At 62.6% G+C, this 15,342-nt stretch carries 9 protein-coding genes; 4 read left to right on the top strand and 5 right to left on the bottom strand.

The window, feature by feature from the left end:
- Positions 1-106: 106 nt before the first annotated feature.
- Positions 107-4,528 (top strand): bifunctional diguanylate cyclase/phosphodiesterase, encoded by a 4,422-nt coding sequence (locus tag ACOVRJ_RS01970; protein ID WP_422042231.1) that lies wholly within the window; start codon positions 107-109, stop codon positions 4,526-4,528.
- Here ACOVRJ_RS01970 and ACOVRJ_RS01965 read toward each other — a convergent pair.
- A complete protein-coding gene (locus tag ACOVRJ_RS01965; RefSeq protein WP_422042230.1) occupies positions 4,500-5,285 on the bottom strand; it encodes an arginyltransferase in 786 nt (261 codons plus the stop codon). The genes ACOVRJ_RS01970 and ACOVRJ_RS01965 overlap by 29 nt on opposite strands.
- A gap of 2 nt (positions 5,286-5,287) precedes the next feature.
- Positions 5,288-6,085 carry a leucyl/phenylalanyl-tRNA--protein transferase gene (gene aat, locus ACOVRJ_RS01960; protein WP_422042229.1) on the bottom strand — a complete coding sequence of 266 codons (798 nt, stop codon included), beginning with the start codon at positions 6,083-6,085 and terminating at the stop codon, positions 5,288-5,290.
- Positions 6,086-6,109: 24 nt separating this feature from the next.
- Between aat and ACOVRJ_RS01955 the strand changes: the two genes are divergently transcribed.
- Both ACOVRJ_RS01955 and ACOVRJ_RS01950 read left to right on the top strand, forming a co-directional pair.
- Entirely contained in the window at positions 6,110-6,463 is a 354-nt protein-coding gene (locus ACOVRJ_RS01955; RefSeq protein ID WP_422042228.1) for an ArsC family reductase, read from the top strand.
- Between the two features lie 116 nt (positions 6,464-6,579).
- A complete protein-coding gene (locus ACOVRJ_RS01950; RefSeq protein WP_422042227.1) occupies positions 6,580-7,299 on the top strand; it encodes a riboflavin synthase subunit alpha in 720 nt (239 codons plus the stop codon).
- 39 nt (positions 7,300-7,338) lie between these two features.
- Here ACOVRJ_RS01950 and ACOVRJ_RS01945 read toward each other — a convergent pair whose 3' ends face one another.
- Positions 7,339-8,037, bottom strand: a complete 699-nt coding sequence (locus tag ACOVRJ_RS01945) for a hypothetical protein (RefSeq protein WP_422042226.1) — start codon at positions 8,035-8,037, stop codon at positions 7,339-7,341.
- 362 nt (positions 8,038-8,399) lie between these two features.
- Here ACOVRJ_RS01945 and ACOVRJ_RS01940 point away from each other — a divergent pair, with 362 nt between their 5' ends.
- On the top strand, positions 8,400-8,879 hold the full coding sequence (locus tag ACOVRJ_RS01940) for a hypothetical protein (protein WP_422042225.1): 480 nt from the start codon (positions 8,400-8,402) through the stop codon (positions 8,877-8,879).
- Between the two features lie 32 nt (positions 8,880-8,911).
- On the opposite strand, the gene ACOVRJ_RS01935 is transcribed toward ACOVRJ_RS01940, so the two are convergent.
- Together ACOVRJ_RS01935 and ACOVRJ_RS01930 are read right to left on the bottom strand one after the other, a co-directional pair.
- Complete coding sequence (locus ACOVRJ_RS01935; RefSeq protein ID WP_422042224.1) at positions 8,912-10,291, bottom strand: DUF3422 family protein; 1,380 nt, start codon at positions 10,289-10,291, stop codon at positions 8,912-8,914.
- A gap of 172 nt (positions 10,292-10,463) precedes the next feature.
- Positions 10,464-15,308, bottom strand: a complete 4,845-nt coding sequence (locus ACOVRJ_RS01930; protein WP_422042223.1) for an NAD-glutamate dehydrogenase — start codon at positions 15,306-15,308, stop codon at positions 10,464-10,466.
- Positions 15,309-15,342: the final 34 nt, after the last annotated feature.

Here is a 15,342-nt window from a genome sequence, read left to right as displayed (position 1 = left end):
CAGCAGGCAAGACCTGACTCCGCGGACCACGCGGGTTCGCCGCGTTCTTTGCTGAAACTTGCTTCCCAAGTTAGAGTCAAGACCATTGGTCTGGCTTGGGCTCGTGATGCAAGAGCTTACGTTTCATCGCCGTTCTGTTCGGCAGCGGATTGTGCTGCTGGCCGTGCTCGCCTTCGTGCCGATGGCTTTGTTGCTGACGGCGAGCCTGTATGCGGACTGGCGGCGCACTGAGACGGAGGCCCACGGACGCCTGCAACTGTTGGCCGAGCCCCTCGCAAGAGCCGTGGAGGGCCAACTGCAGCGGGCACAGACGCAGTTGAGCCATATCGCCTCGCGGCCGCAGGTGCGGGCCCTGAACTCGACAGGCTGCGCCGCCTTGATGACGAACCCTGCGGGCTTCAGTGGTGACTTCAGTGGTGAACTCATCGGCCTGGCTTTGTTCGACAGAGAGTCGCGCCTTGTCTGCTCTTTCTTGTCGCGCGAATCAGAACTCCTGTCTGCGGCTTGGGCGAGCGGCTTTAAGGAAGCCCTTGCCCAAGAGGCCTTCATCGCAAGCCCGGCGCTGCAGGCTCCGCAGGACGGCCGCTGGATGACGGTGTGGTCCGTACCCGTGGTGAATGAAGCCGGCCACAGGGTCGGACTTTTGCGTGCAGCGCTTGACTTGATGCGCTGGAATCAAGAAGTGATGACAGGGCTGGCGCCGCAGGTATCTGTCAAGGTGATCGACCAAAAGGGTCAGGTCTTGTTGAGTTCTGAGAATCTGGCGCGGCAGGTCGGCACGCGTGTTGAGCCTTCGGATTTCGCCGCCCCTCAGAGCCCAGGGCAACAGGGGCCCTCATCAGCTACCGCTCCCGCGGGGCAGGCTGGGCCAGGTAAGGTTCGGACCTTTGGCCCGTCAGCAGCTGGATTCTTTCTCGCACCGGGTTCGGACGGAGAGGCTTGGTTGAACTACAGCCGTCCGGTGGCCGGAACCGAGTGGCGCGTCTGGGTGAGCATGTCCGAGGCGGAACTGTTCGCCGAGCATCGCCAACGGCGGCTTCGACTCGGGTTGCTGGCCTTGGCTGCTGCGGGCTTGACGTTCGCACTTGCCGTCTACCTGGGGCGCCGCCTCAGCACACCGCTGCGGGTCATGCGGGAGCAACTGACGGCAGCGGTGGGGGATGCAGCGGCCGCGCCGATGGCTGGCACTCTGCCCGATGAAATGGACGCTGTGGCCCAGCAGTTGCAAGCTCTTCTGGATGCCCATGCGCAGGCGACATCAGCCCTGCGTGAGAGTCAGGCAAGTTACCAGAACTTGCTTTTGAATACGCCGGACTTGATCGTTAGCATCGATGAGCGCGGCCATTTCACCTTTGTCAACAGCGCAGCCGAAGCTTTGTTGGGTCTGAACGCTGAAGACTGCGTTGGCCAGTCGGCACTGAGCTTCATTCATGAGGATGACCGAGAGGCAACCCTGCACACCCTGCGGGTTTGGTTGGAGTCCGGCGCGAACTCGGTGCAGACCTTGGAGAACAGGCAAAGAGGTCGCCTGGGTCATTTTTTTTGGGTGCAGTGGCATGTCTGTGCTGTGCGCGGGGCGCTCGGTGAGGTGCAGCGCCTGACTTGCATCGGCCGCGATATCAGCCCCATGCGTGAGCAACAGCGCTTGTTCAACGACACCCAGGCGGTCGCGCATATCGGCAGTTGGCGGATCGATATCAAGACAGGTGACCGTATCTGGAGCCAGGAGACCTATCAGCTTTACGGGCTTGCGCAGGGTGCACCCTTGCCGCCGGCATTTGGGCCGGAGTTCCAGCAGTTGTTTGATGTGGAGGACCGTGAGGCCGTGTTGGCGTGGTTTGGTGCCTGCATAGCGGGTCGTTCACCCGGCGGCATCGAGTTTCGAGTTCACCCTTCGCCCGGCGTCTGCCGCTGGTTGCAGGCCTTTGGCGCGCTGGAGCGAGATGCCGATGGCGAACCGCTGAGTCTGCTGGGCACGGTGCAGGACATCACAGAACGCAAGGCGGCCGAAGAGCGCCTGCGTCAGGCCCAGTTGCTCAACGGCGCAGTGATGGATGCTTTGACCGAGCAGATCGCGGTCTTGGATGCTCAAGGTGTGATCGTGGCGGTGAACCGTGCCTGGCGGGAGTTTGCGCGCAGCAACGGTGCAGGCGAACTTGCGATCAACTCGATGGGTCTGAATTACCTGGATGTCTGCCATGGCGCCCAAGGTCTGTCGGGCGGCGACGAAGCCTTGCGGGCCTTGTGCGGCATTGATGAAGTCTTGAAGGGGCAGCGTTCCGAGTTCGCACTGGAGTACCCCTGCCATTCGCCGACGCAGCGCCGCTGGTTCCGCATGCGGGCCTTTCCTATCCAGGCGCAGGAGGGGGGGGCGGTCGTCAGTCACGAGGAGATCAGTGAGCGCTGGCTGGCCGAGGAGGCATTGGCGCAAAGCGAGGCTCGCTTCAAGGGGGCGTTTGACTGCGCGGCTGTGGGCATGGCCCTGGTGACGCCGCAAGGTGCATGGTTGCGGGTGAATGCCAAGCTATGCCAGATGTTTGGCTATTCCGAGGCGGAGATGATGCAGACGGACTTCAAGCAGCTCAGCCTGCCTGAGGATCTGGATCTTGATTTGCTTGAGATGCGTCGGGTGCTGCGCGGCGAGATCGACTCCTATGTGATCACCAAACGTTATCACCACCGAAAAGGCCATCTGCTGTGGGGCTTGTTGTCTGTCGCCGTGGTCAAGGATGAGACCGGCCGGGTCTTGCATCTGGTGACGCAGGTCAATGACATCAGCGAGCAAAAAAGAGCCGAGCAAGCGCTCATGACCAGCCAGGGCTTGTTGAAGGAGTCGGCCCAGCACACCCAGGCCATCTTGGATCATATGGAAGACGGGGTGATCGGCATCGATACGCAGGGACTGATCATTTCCTTTAACCAGGCGGCGAGCGATATCTTTGGCTATGCACCCGAAGAGGTGCTGGGTCGCAACGTCTCCCTCTTGATGCCCGAGCCGCATCGCAGTCATCCCGACCAGTATCTGAGCCAGTATGCGCAAAGCGGCGAGGTTCGCATGGTCGGTCGGCAGCGGGAGTTGGAGGGGCTTCGCAAGGACGGGCGTCTTTTTCCGATGTTGCTTTCGGTTTCTGAGTTGCTCAATGAGGGGGCCAGCACCTATGTGGGCTTGGTGCGTGATGTTTCCTTCCAACGCCAGCTGACGGAGGAAATGCACCGCTTGGCCTTCTTCGACGCCTTGACCGGACTGCCGAATCGGCGCTTGTTCTTGGACCGGCTCAACCAGTCGCTGCTGGCCTCGGAGCGCAGTGGCGAGCACGGCGCCTTGATGCTCTTGGATCTGGATCACTTCAAGCTGATCAACGACAGCGTCGGTCATGAGGCCGGTGATCAGTTGTTGCAACAGGTGGCCGAGCGACTGCGTACCCATGTGAGGGAAAGCGAAAGCATTGCGCGCTTAGGGGGAGATGAGTTCGTGGTTCTTTTGCAGGCGCTCAGCACTCATCATGTCGAGGCCGCCAAAGAGGTGGAACAGATCGCTGATCGTTTGCTGCAGGCCCTGGCGCAGCCCTATGAGATCGGCACTCAGCCCCATGACTGCACACCCAGCATTGGTATCGTTGTCTTCAAAGGCGATGCCGAAGGATGGCAGGAGCTTCTGAAGAAGGCCGATGTGGCGATGTACCAAGCCAAATCAGGGGGGCGCAACCGGGCCTGCTTCTATGACCCGGTCTTGCAGGCTGCCGCGGCCGAACGCCAGACCTTGGCGCGCGATATGCAGCGCGGCTTGGCGGAACAGGAATTTGTCCTGCACTACCAGATTCAGGTCAACGCCCATGGGGCCCCCGATGGCGCCGAGGCCCTGATTCGTTGGCGGCATCCTGTGCATGGCTTGATGTCGCCTTTGTTCTTCATACCCCTGGCTGAAGAAACGGGCTTGATTCTGCCGTTGGGGCAGTGGGTGCTTGAAGCTGCTTGTGATCAACTGCGCCGCTGGGCCGATGAGCCAAGCAGGCCCTCTTGGGCCTTGGCGGTCAACGTCAGTGCGATTCAATTGGCTCAGCCTGATTTCGTTGATACGGTGGCAGCGGCGCTTCGGCGTTCGGGCGCCAATCCGTTTCAGCTGAAGCTGGAATTGACCGAGAGCATGCTGGTGTCCGATGTGGAAGAAGTCATCAGCAAGATGCGCGCGATCAAGACCATGGGCGTTGGCTTTTCTTTGGATGATTTCGGCACCGGCTACTCGTCGCTGTCCATCCTGAAGCGTTTGCCACTGGATCAACTCAAGATCGATCAGTCCTTTGTGCGCGATCTGCTGACCGACCCCAACGATGTGGTGATTGCGCGCACCGTTCTGGCACTTGGCCAGAGTTTGGGGCTGAAAGTGATTGCCGAGGGGGTGGAAAACGTCGGTCAGTTGGAGGTCTTGGCGAAAATGGGGTGCCAAGCGTTTCAAGGCTATTACTTTGGCCGGCCACAGGCGATTCAGGACCTGTTGCCGCTCAAGTCTCTGCATCCGCTCCAGGCTTGAGCCTTGCGGTGCCCTGAGGGTCTTCTGTCGCCGCCCGCCACTCGCCTTCTCGGAGCAATTGATACGGGCGAAAGCCGGTCTTGTAGGCCATCTTCGGGCTTTGAGCGATCCAGTAGCCCAGGTAGAGATGCCTGAGCTGAAGGTCACGGGTTTGCTGGATCTGCCATAGCACGTTGTAGGTGCCATAACTCGCTGCTGCATCGGGCTCGTAAAAGGTGTAGACGGCGGAAAGCCCGTCACTGAGGATGTCCAAGATGGACACCATCTTCAAGACCAGTTGGCCATCGGCCTGCGGTTCTCTGAACTCCACCAAGCGCGTGTTGACCCGGCTTTGCAGCAGGAACTGGGTGTACTGATCCACGCTGTCGTGATCCATGCCGCCGCCGCTGTGGCGGCCAGTCTGGTAGCGCAAGTAAAGCTCGTAATGCTCCTGGCTGTAGCCCAGGCGCATGACCTTGGCTTGCAGGTTCTGGTGCTGGCGCCACGCGCGGCGTTGGCTGCGAGAGGCTTGAAACTCGCTGACCGGGATCCGCATCGGGACACAGGCTTTGCAGGCCTCACAAAAAGGTCGATAGGTGAACAGGCCGCTGCGCCGAAAGCCTGCCGCCACCAAACCCGAGTAGGCATCGGCATGGATCAGATGACTGGGCGTGGCCACTTGGGAGCGCGCCTGACGCTCGGGCAAGTAGCTGCAGGGGTAGGCCGCCGTTGCATAAAACTGCAACTGCGTCAGCGGGAGTTCCTTCGGGTAGGTCACGGTCAACTCAGCTCTTGCAAACCAGTGCTTGATGATGGGGGGCGGCCGCTCTTCAAAGTGTTCAAGTCAGGCAGAGTGGCCCAAAGGGCTGGAAAAAAGGCCCAATTGCTGGGCGCCGGCTGCCGCAGACGCTGTTGCAGAAGGGCTTCAAAGGCTTCTCTGGAGACTTCCGCCGCTCCCATCGACGCCAGGTGGCGGGTGTTCTGCTGGCAGTCGATCCAATCAATGCCGTGATGTCGGCACAGGCAGACCAGGGCGGTCAAGGCGATTTTGGAGGCATCGGTGCGCCGCATGAACATGGACTCGCCGAAGAACATGCGACCCAGATTGATGCCGTAAAGCCCGCCCGCCAATTCACCGTCCACCCAGGTTTCGATGCTGTGTACACAAGCCTGCTGCGCATTCCAGTGCAGATAGGCTGCCTGCATTTCGGGCAGGATCCAGGTGCCGGACTGACCTTCGCGCGGCGCCCCGGCGCAAGCGCTCAAGACTTCAGGCAAGGCACTGTCCACCCGGATCTCGCAGCCTGGGCTGCGAATGAACTGCTGGATGGTCTTTCGCAGGGAGCGCGACAGCTTGAAGTTGGCGGTCTGCAGCACCATGCGGGGGTCGGGCGACCACCACAGCGCAGGTTGTTGCGGCCCGTACCAAGGGAAGATGCCGCGGGAATAGGCGGCCAGCAGCCGCTCGGGCAGCAACTCACCGCCGGCGGCCAAAAGCCCCGGCGCATCGGAGTCTGGCCCCAAAGCCATGTGGCTGGGCGGAAAGTCTTGCCTGGGATCGTCTAGCCATTGAATCATCGCCGGTATGGTAGCGTGCTGCCCATGAAAATCACGGTCTACGGTATTCCCAATTGCGATACGGTCAAACGCGCCCGCAGCTGGCTCCAGGAGCAGGGCTTGGCGTTTGAGTTCCACGACTTCAAGAAGGCGGGTGTCCCGGCCGATCAATTGCCGCTGTGGATGGCGGCCTTGGGGTGGGACAAGGTCTTGAATCGTTCGGGCACCACCTGGCGCAAGCTGGACGAGGCGAGCAAGGCCGCCGTCGTTGATGCCGAGAGCGCTGCAGCCTTGGCTCAAGTCCAGCCCAGTGTGATCAAGCGTCCCTTGGTGCAATGGCCGGACGGCAGTTTCAGCGTCGGTTTTTCGGTCGAGGCGTTTGAGGCGAGGCGACCCTGACCCGGCCTGCTTGATTGCCCCTCGACATGCGGCTTTTTGCGCTGCTGCTAAGCTGACGGGTCGGGCCGCTGTCATGGCGTGCTGTCGTGCTTCCTGGGGCTTCGCTTTTCATCATCATGTTCACTGGCATTGTTCAAGCCGTGGCCCAAGTGGCCGCCATTCAAGAGCGCCCCGGTCTGCGCAGCTTTGTGCTGAGCTTTCCTGAGGGCTTTTGCGAGGGACTGGAGATCGGTGCCAGCGTTGCCAGCGACGGCGTGTGCCTGACCGTGACCCAGCTGCTCGGCACCTGCCAGGCCTCCTTTGATGTGATGCAGCAAAGTCTGAATCTGACCACGCTGTCCAACCTGCAGCAGGGGTCCCGCATCAATGTGGAGCGCGCGGCTCGAGACGGCGCCGAGATTGGCGGTCACCCGCTCTCGGGTCATGTGGATTTCAAGGCGCGGCTGCTGTCCATTCGTCGCCCGGAGAACAACCATGTGCTGCGCATCGGCGTGCCGGCACCTTGGATGCGCTACATCTTTGCCAAAGGCTATATCGCCATCAATGGTGCGAGCCTGACGGTGGCCGAGGCCGGGCGCGATCCCGATGGCGCGGGTTGGTTTGAGGTTTGGCTGATTCCCGAGACGCTGCGCATGACCACCTTTGGCGAGAAAGAGTCAGGCGCCGAATTGAATATCGAAATCGAGCGGCAGACGCAGGTGCTGGTGGATAGCGTCAGAGCCGCAGTCGACGAACGCTTGGGGCCGCTCTTGCCGGCGCTTGAAAAGCTGCTGCAGCAGCAAGGTGTTGATTCAGACGCGCTCGGCTTCATTCACGACCTGCGTACAAAAACCTAGTCGCAGCTCTCGAACTGGAATCCGAAGCCACACGAGGGCTTACTGGGAGTCGTCGCTCAGGGCCGGCCAGACAATGCTGATCAAGACCTCGGCAGCCGCGGATTCGCGATTGCCAATGCCCGCTCCCACCAGGGCCAGTCGGGTGGCAGCCCCACCTGCGAGGTCGGCTTCTAGGCGACGCCGAAGATCGGCCGTCAGCTGCGCTTCCATCGGCTGGCACAGCAGTTGCACACTCAGACCATGCGGCAAGGCCTGGATGCGCAGGCTGGACAGGGCATGCGCGCCGCTTCCCAACAGATGGAGCGTGACCTCGCTCAGTGTCCTTGCCACGATGCGCGGCAGTTCCGGCAACTGACCTTGGTAGACCAGCGGCAAGGCTTGGATCTTTGGATTGCTACTGGCTGTCAATTGCCGTTGAAGTGTCACCAGAAGCTCGTGACGCGGCTGCTCGCTTTTTTGTGGGAGTGACTCCTGAGCTGTCGGCGCGGCGGCTTGCTGCATATCGGCCAGCAGCATTTGTGAGGTTTCTAGGGCCGACTCGACGAATTCCTGTGCCCGGCGTTGCGCCAGCCGACCGCGCTTAGAGCCCGGGCGCCCCAGTTGTTCGAGCTGACGCAGAGCCAGGGACAAGGCCTTGGTCAGATCTTCCTGCAGGCCCTTGGCCAAGCTGGGGGCAACTCTTGGCGAGCCGGCAGCAGCGATCTTCGCTGGCCCGCGCTCTTGCTGCATCGAAGGCATATGGTTCTCCCCTGAGGTAAAGGAAACCGAGCATCTGAAACCACGCGCACCAAACGCGGGAGCCCTGAAAGCCCTGGGCCGATACTAGCGATCGGCTGGCTCCGCTGTCAATCAATAGCATGTGAACCCTCGGCTGGGGCGGTGCTTGCAAAGCCTGAATGGCGCCCCTGAGCATGCCTTGGGTCAAGCAGCGGCTTGGGGCCTGAAGCCGGTGTCATTGATCAAGTGTGTAGAGCCTTGGCCCTGGCTTTTCCACAAGAAGTTTGATGTGAATTGAACACAAAACGGGACCGGGCTTCTACACTTCAGCGCCCCGGGGCCAATCTGTCGCGGCAGGGGTTGCGACCATCAAGGAGAGTCCTATGGATACCACCTCGCAAGCGTGCCCCTCGGCATCCACGCCCTTGGCTCAGCCATTGGGGGCATGGTGGGCGGATGCTCGGGTGGAGCTGAGCGAGGCCTTGGATGGTGTGCCGGTCGTCGTCCTCATGGATCTCTGTCTGCTCGGTCAACAGCGAGGACAGCCCGCAGCGCAGCAAGAACTGCAGTTTTTGCTGGCGCTGGTGGAACGATGGCTGCGCCGCTTTGAGACCGATATTGCCGCTTTTCCCGATCAAGCCGTGCCGGTCTTGCAGCGTCAAAAAGCGCAGTTGCAGGCCACGCGCGCTGCCTTGAGTCAACTGCAACAGGCTTTGTTGTCCATCACGCAAACCGCAGCCCAGGGTACCCCGCCCGCATCCGTCGATGGCTACGCCCGAGCCGATGCTGGGCGACGCTATCGCGCAGCTTGGCCCACCTGGGTGCGGCGCCGCCGACCGACTTCACATCGGCAGGCCGTTTGATGGCTTGGCTTTGGCGGCGCCATTCAGCTGCTTCAGCTGCCTTGGTGTAGCTTGGCGTGTATGCGCCGGCTGGTGCGCCACACCATCCACAAGACGAGGGGCATCAAGAGGCCGGCGCTGATCTCGGGATTGATCGGCAGCCCTGCCGACTTCATCGCCTTGGCGACGTAAAGCAAGAGGCTGACCACATAGTAGGAAATCGCCGCGATCGACAGGCCCTCCACCGTGGTCTGCAAGCTCAGTTGCAGGTCCTGGCCGCGTGTCAGCTTGGCCAGCAATTGCTGGTTTTGATGTTCGGTCGCAATGTCCACCCGGGTGCGCAGCAGGGCGCTGACCCGCTCAATCCGCTGTGAGAGCGAAGCCAAGCGCTGGCTGGTGGCGGCCACGGTCGCGATGGCCGGTGACAGCCGCCGCTGCATGAACTCGCCCAAGGTCTGGGTGCCGGGAATCGGCTTCTCGCGCAGCTCCTTGATGCGCTGGCGCACCAGATTGGCATAGGCCTCGGTAGCCGCGAAACGATAGGCATGCTCGGCAGTCGCCCGTTCGACCCGTGCCGCCACATGGATGAGCTTGTCCAGCAAGTCGCTCTCAGAGGCAAGCCTGGCTTCCAACTTCAGCGTCACCTCGGCCAGCTTGGCCTCGGCCTGCGCCAGCACGGGCGCCAGATCCTTGGCCACCGGCAGGCCGCGCAAGGCCATCAGACGATAGATCTCCAACTCCAGCAGCCGCTGCGAAATCCGGCCGGCACGGGTCGGGCTGGTGCCCTTGGGGGCCATGACCAAGATGCGCTCGAAGCCGCTGGGCCGCAGGCGGAAGTTGCTCACCACCATGGAGTGACCCAGGCCCGGCGTTTCTTCCGAATTGCCCATCATCGAACCCAGCACCGTGCGGCCACCAAACCATTGCTGGGCCAGCGCGAGCGCGGCCTCGGGTGGTTTGATGTCGTGCTCCAACATGACCAGTTCGACGGCGGCCACGGTGCGGCCGGGTAGGCTGCGCAGCCAGTCTGGTGCCACGGCCATGCCGCTGAGCAGCTCGGGCTCGGTCGTGCTCAGCTCGGCGTGTTCGGGCAGCGCTTGGACGATGGCATAACGTGTGAATTCGCCGTGCCGCTCCCATTTGACGGTGTGGCCCTCGCCACGCAGGCGCAAGAAATTGCCTTGCATCTCGGCCAGCTGCAAACCTGCCTGGCCGGGCAGAAGGCGCAGGTGTTCGCATTCCTGCTCGCGGCTCACACCCTCATTGAGCAGGGCGACGGTGATCACCAAGGCCGGCAGGCGTATGCGCGCAGAGGGGCGGGCGTGAATTTCGTCGTGAAGGATCCGGCGCAGGGCGTCGTCGGGTGGCAAGACCCCGGGCTCCGCGTGAAGGGGGTGGTGCTGTGAATCAGGCGCAGGGGCAGGAGTGGACATGGCGAAGTGGCTTCATGGTCAGACTTGGGGAAAAACGACCGGCGGGCGGCGCGAGTTTTTTGATTCGCCTTGTCGCAAACATGGATGCGCCGGCAGGTGATGCCGGCGCATAAAGCCAATTCGCTGAGCTTGCTGCGTCTTGGGTGAACGCAGCAAACCCCTGGGGCCCAGTTTAGGCCAGGTTGCGCAGCTCGCGCAGCGCCACCGAGAGCATGGCCAGATCCACGCCTTGGGCCTCGCTCAGCTCGACCAGCAGCTTTTGTGCACGCTCCAGCGCATCGTGATTGCGTTGGTCCCAGTCGGCCAGCATGGCGCTGGCATCGGCCTGCGCCTCAGCGTTGGACCCGTTGCCCAGCACATCAAGCGCAATCGAGCGCTGCAAGCCCGAGAGATCGTCGCCCAGCGCCGCCTTGGCCTGAGTCTGCCAATAGCTGCCGGCCGGCAAGGCTTCGATCTGCTGACGCAGGCGTTCCAGGCCCAGGCGTTGGCCCAGGCTGGCATGCACTTCGCAGACCACCTCCAGTGATTGCTGGGTGGCATCGGCGATCTCGGCAATGTCCAGGGCCGCAAACAGCGAGTCGGCGCTGACCACTTCTTGCGCAATCTCGGCCGGTACGCCAGCAGCAATCCAAGCTTCGGCGCGCGCCGACATGGCTTGGTCGGCCACCAGGCGTCCGCGCAGGGTCGCCACTGCGGGCGCAAAGCGCTTGAACAGCGCCTCCATCGGTTCGTTCAAGCGCCGCGAGCGCAAAAACCAGATGGTGGCGTGGCTGCCCAGGCGGCCCAGATCATTGATCATCTCGGCCTGCACCGCGTCGGGCACCTTGTTGTCCAAGGCCTCGATCTTCAGCCACAGCGGCACGTAACCAAACACCTCACGGGTGGCTAAGTAAGCCCGCACGATCTGCGCTGGCTTGGCGCCGCAGGTCTCGCTGAGGCGGTGCACAAAGGTTGAGCCCACCCGGTTCAACATGCTGTTGAGCACATGAGTAACGATGATCTCGCGCTTCAGCGGGTGGCGTGGGATGTAGCCAGCGAACTTCTCGCGCAGCAGTCCGGGGAAGTAACGCTCCACGGCCGTGCCAATCCAGCTGTCTTCGGGCAGGTCAGAGGCCATCAACTCGTCCGACAGCCACATCTTGCTGTAGGCCAGCAGCACCGCCATTTCGGGGCTGCTCAAGCCCACGCCGCGTGCCTTGCGTTGCTGGATTTCTTCATCGCTGGGCAAGAACTCGATGGCCCGGTTCAAGAGGCCAAGTTTTTCCAGGAAGCGAATGAAGCGCGCCTGCTGGTCGATCAAGGCCACGCCTTGGCGGCCAGCGATCGACAGAGCCTGGGTCTGGAAGTAGTTGTCGCGCAGCACCAGCGCGGCGACTTCATCGGTCATTTGCGGCAGCAAGGTGTTGCGCTGTTTCAGCGTCATCTCGCCGTCGCCCATGGCCAAGCCCAAGAGGATCTTGATATTGACCTCATGGTCGGAGGTGTCCACGCCGGCGGAGTTGTCGATGGCATCGGTGTTGATGCGCACCCCGTGCAGCGCGGCTTCCACCCGGCCGCGTTGGGTGCAGCCCAGATTACCGCCTTCGGCGACCACCTTGCAGCGCAGCTCCGCACCATTGATCCGCAAGGCATCGTTGGCCCGGTCGCCCACATCGGCATGCACCTCGCCTCCAGACTTGATGTAGGTGCCGATGCCGCCGTTGTAGAGCAGGTCAACCGGCGCCTTCAGGATGGCGCTGAGCAGCTCATTTGGAGGCAGCCGGTCGGCGGTGATGCCGAGCGCAGCCTGGGCCTGCGGCGAGATCGGGATCGATTTTTCTGAGCGCGCCCAAACGCCGCCGCCGTCTGAGATCAGCGAGGCGTCGTAGTCGGTCCAGGCGGAGCGGGGCAGCTTGAACAGACGCTCGCGCTCGGCAAAGGAGGTGGATGCAACCGGGTTCGGGTCGATGAAGACATGGCGGTGGTCAAAAGCCGCTAGCAGACGGATATGGGGCGACAGCAGCATGCCGTTGCCGAACACATCGCCGCTCATATCGCCCACGCCGACGACGGTGAAGTCCTGGCTTTGGGTGTCAACGCCGAGCTCGCGGAAATGGCGCTTCACCGATTCCCAAGCGCCACGCGCGGTGATGCCCATGGCCTTGTGGTCATAGCCGACGCTGCCGCCAGAAGCAAAGGCATCGCCCAGCCAATGGCCGTACTCGGCGCTGACCGCATTGGCGTAGTCAGAGAAGGTGGCCGTGCCCTTGTCGGCCGCGACCACCAGATACGGGTCGTCTTCGTCTTTGCGGACCACCTGCGGCGGCGCCACCACTTGCGAGCCGGCGTAGTTGTCGGTCAGGTCGAGCAGGGCGCGCAGATAGTCCTGGTAGCAACTGATGCCTTCTTTCATGAAAGCGTCGCGGTCCGAAGCCGGCGGGGCCTTCTTCAGCACAAAGCCGCCCTTGCTGCCCACCGGCACGATGACGGTGTTCTTGACCATCTGCGCCTTCACCAGGCCCAGCACCTCGGTGCGGAAGTCTTCGGGCCGATCCGACCAACGCAAGCCACCACGAGCGACCTTGCCGCCGCGCAGGTGGATGCCTTCAAAGCGTGGCGAGTAGACAAAGATCTCATACAGCGGGCGCGGCTCGGGCAGGCCCGGCACTTTGCGCGAATCGAGCTTGAAGCTCAAGAACTGACGGCGCGGACCGGCCGCACCGCTGTGGCCGACGCCGGTGCGCCAGAAGTTGGTGCGCAGCGTGCATTGGATCAAGGCCAGCAACTGGCGCAAGACCCGGTCTTCCTGCAGATTGGAGACTTTCTCGAGTGCGCGCTCGATGCCATTGACTTGGGCGTTAGCGCCCAGCTCATCATGGGCTTGCGGATCAAAGCGCAGCTTGAACAGGGCCACCAACATGCGGGCGATGCGCGGGTGCGCGGCCAGCGTGGCCTCAATGGCCGATTGCGAGAGCGCAAAGCCGATCTGGCGCAGGTATTTGGCGTAGGCGCGCAGCACCACGATCTCGTCGTTAGACAAACCTGCGCGCAGCACCAAACGGTTGAAGTCGTCGTTCTCGACCTCGCCATTGAAGACCCGGGCGAAGGTGTCTTCAAACAGGCGTGCCAGGGCTTCGGGTTCGATTTCGTCCGAGACGCTGGCTTGCAGCTCGAAGTCATGCAAAGACACGGCCGCGCCGCCAGTGCTGGCATCGGCAATGCGGTGGTTGTGCTCGCCCAGCACTCGCACGCCCATATGCTCCAGCATCGGCAGGCTGTCGGACAAGACCACGGCGCCGCCCATGCGGTAGACCTTGAAACCCAAGGTGCCGGGTTCGGCACCCAACGGCCGGTACAGGGCCAGGGCCAGCGGTGACTCGGGGCTCAGGCTGGCGAGCTTGACCACATCGGGCACGGCGGCGCGGGCGCTGATGCGCTCGCGGTAGCCGGCCGGGAAGCCAGCGCTCCAGCGCTTGAACAATTCGAGACCGCGGGCCTCGCCCTCGGCGTCAATCAGCGCATCGCGCAAATCGTCGTCCCAGCGGCGGGCGGCAGCGGTCAGTTTGGCTTCCACATCCTTGCGGTCAAACACCGGGACCTGGCCCGGGGTGGTGCGCACGGTGAAGTGGATGCGGGCCAAAACGGCATCGCTCAACTGAACATCGAACTCGGCGCTGCTGCCGCTGAAGACCTGCATCAAGATCGCTTGGAACTTGATCCGCATATCGGTCGAGTAGGCCTCGCGCGGCACATAGACCAGGCAGCTGAAGAAGCGGTCAAAGGGGTCGCGGCAGACGAACAGGCGCAGGCGCTGGCGTTCGCCCAGGGCCAGGATGCCCAGCGCGGTTTCGAACAACTCATCGTTGGAGATCTGGTAGAGATCGTCGCGCGGATAAGTCTCCAGAATGTGTTGCAGGGCTTTGGCCAGGTGGCCGCCCGGCGGCAGGCCGGCGCGCTGGGTGATGGCATCCACGCGCTGGCGCAGCAGCGGCGTTTCGGAGACGCGGGCGCTGTAGGCGGTGGACGTGAAAAGGCCAATGAAACGGTGCTCACCAATCACTTCGCCGGCGGCGTTGTAACGCTTCACGCCCACGTAGTCGGTGTAGCCGGCGCGGTGCACGGTGGAGCGGGTGTTGGCTTTGGTGATGACCAGAATCGGCGAGGGCGCGCGGGCCAGGGCGCGGGCGTTCTCGGGCAAGGCCGAGAAGCTGGCGGAGAGCTTTTCTTGCTCGGTTTCGCGCAGCAGGCCGAGGCCGCTGCCGGGCAGCAGGCGCAGCGCATCGGCGCCCTTGTCCACAATCAGCTCATGGGCGCGGTAGCCCAGCAAGGTCATGTGGTCATCGGCCAGCCATTGCAAAAAGGCCAGGCTTTCTTGCACTTCGGCGGGGTTCAGCGATGCGGGCGCTTTCTCCATTTCGGCAATGGCGGCGCGCAGTTGGCCCACCATCGGTTGCCAGTCTTGCACCGCGGCGCGTACATCGCTCAGCACCCGTTCGATGCCGGCCAGCAATTCGGCGCGTTGCTGCGCGTCGATGATGCGGTCTACCTCGATGTGCATCCAGGATTCGCGCTTCACATGGGCGGCTTCGGCGCCTTCGCTGCGCGGGCCAATTGCCTTCAGCTGGCCGGCCTCGTCGCGCTCCACCGCAAAAATCGGGTGCACGATCAAATGCAGCGTTAAGCCCTGGCAGTTGATTTCGATGGTGGTGGTGTCCACCAAGAAGGGCATGTCGTCATTGACGATGTCGATGACCGAGTGGCGCGAGGCCCAACCGTTGTCGGCCACGCTGGGGCTCAACACCCGCACCAGGGTCTGGCCCGGCTGGCGCTTGGCGCCGAACTGCAGATGTGAGAGCAGGGCGCCCAGCAGGTCTTCCGGCGAGCGGGACAGCAAGTCCTCGGCATCGACACGGCGGAAGTACTCGCGCCCAAAGTTCTCGACCAGGGCCCGTTGTTCGGGCGCTTGTTGACGGGTGGCGGCCAGGGCCATTACCGCATCGATCCGTTCGCGCTGTAGCGCGTTGAGAGGGTCAGTCATTGCTTGTCTCCTTGGAACCATGAGTGTGCCTCAG

It is taken from the genome of Roseateles sp. (assembly GCF_049240545.1).
GTDB lineage: Bacteria > Pseudomonadota > Gammaproteobacteria > Burkholderiales > Burkholderiaceae_C > Paucibacter_A.
This window is presented reverse-complemented; position numbering and strand designations above follow the sequence as displayed.

What these genes read in the sequence shown, in the direction of transcription:
- ACOVRJ_RS01970 (WP_422042231.1), top strand. Translation starts at nt 107, where the DNA reads ATGCAAGAGCTTACGTTTCATCGCCGTTCTGTTCGGCAGCGGATTGTG.
- aat (WP_422042229.1), bottom strand. Translation starts at nt 6,085, where the DNA reads ATGATTCAATGGCTAGACGATCCCAGGCAAGACTTTCCGCCCAGCCAC.
- ACOVRJ_RS01955 (WP_422042228.1), top strand. Translation starts at nt 6,110, where the DNA reads ATGAAAATCACGGTCTACGGTATTCCCAATTGCGATACGGTCAAACGC.
- ACOVRJ_RS01950 (WP_422042227.1), top strand. Translation starts at nt 6,580, where the DNA reads ATGTTCACTGGCATTGTTCAAGCCGTGGCCCAAGTGGCCGCCATTCAA.
- ACOVRJ_RS01945 (WP_422042226.1), bottom strand. Translation starts at nt 8,037, where the DNA reads ATGCCTTCGATGCAGCAAGAGCGCGGGCCAGCGAAGATCGCTGCTGCC.
- ACOVRJ_RS01940 (WP_422042225.1), top strand. Translation starts at nt 8,400, where the DNA reads ATGGATACCACCTCGCAAGCGTGCCCCTCGGCATCCACGCCCTTGGCT.
- ACOVRJ_RS01935 (WP_422042224.1), bottom strand. Translation starts at nt 10,291, where the DNA reads ATGTCCACTCCTGCCCCTGCGCCTGATTCACAGCACCACCCCCTTCAC.
- ACOVRJ_RS01930 (WP_422042223.1), bottom strand. Translation starts at nt 15,308, where the DNA reads ATGACTGACCCTCTCAACGCGCTACAGCGCGAACGGATCGATGCGGTA.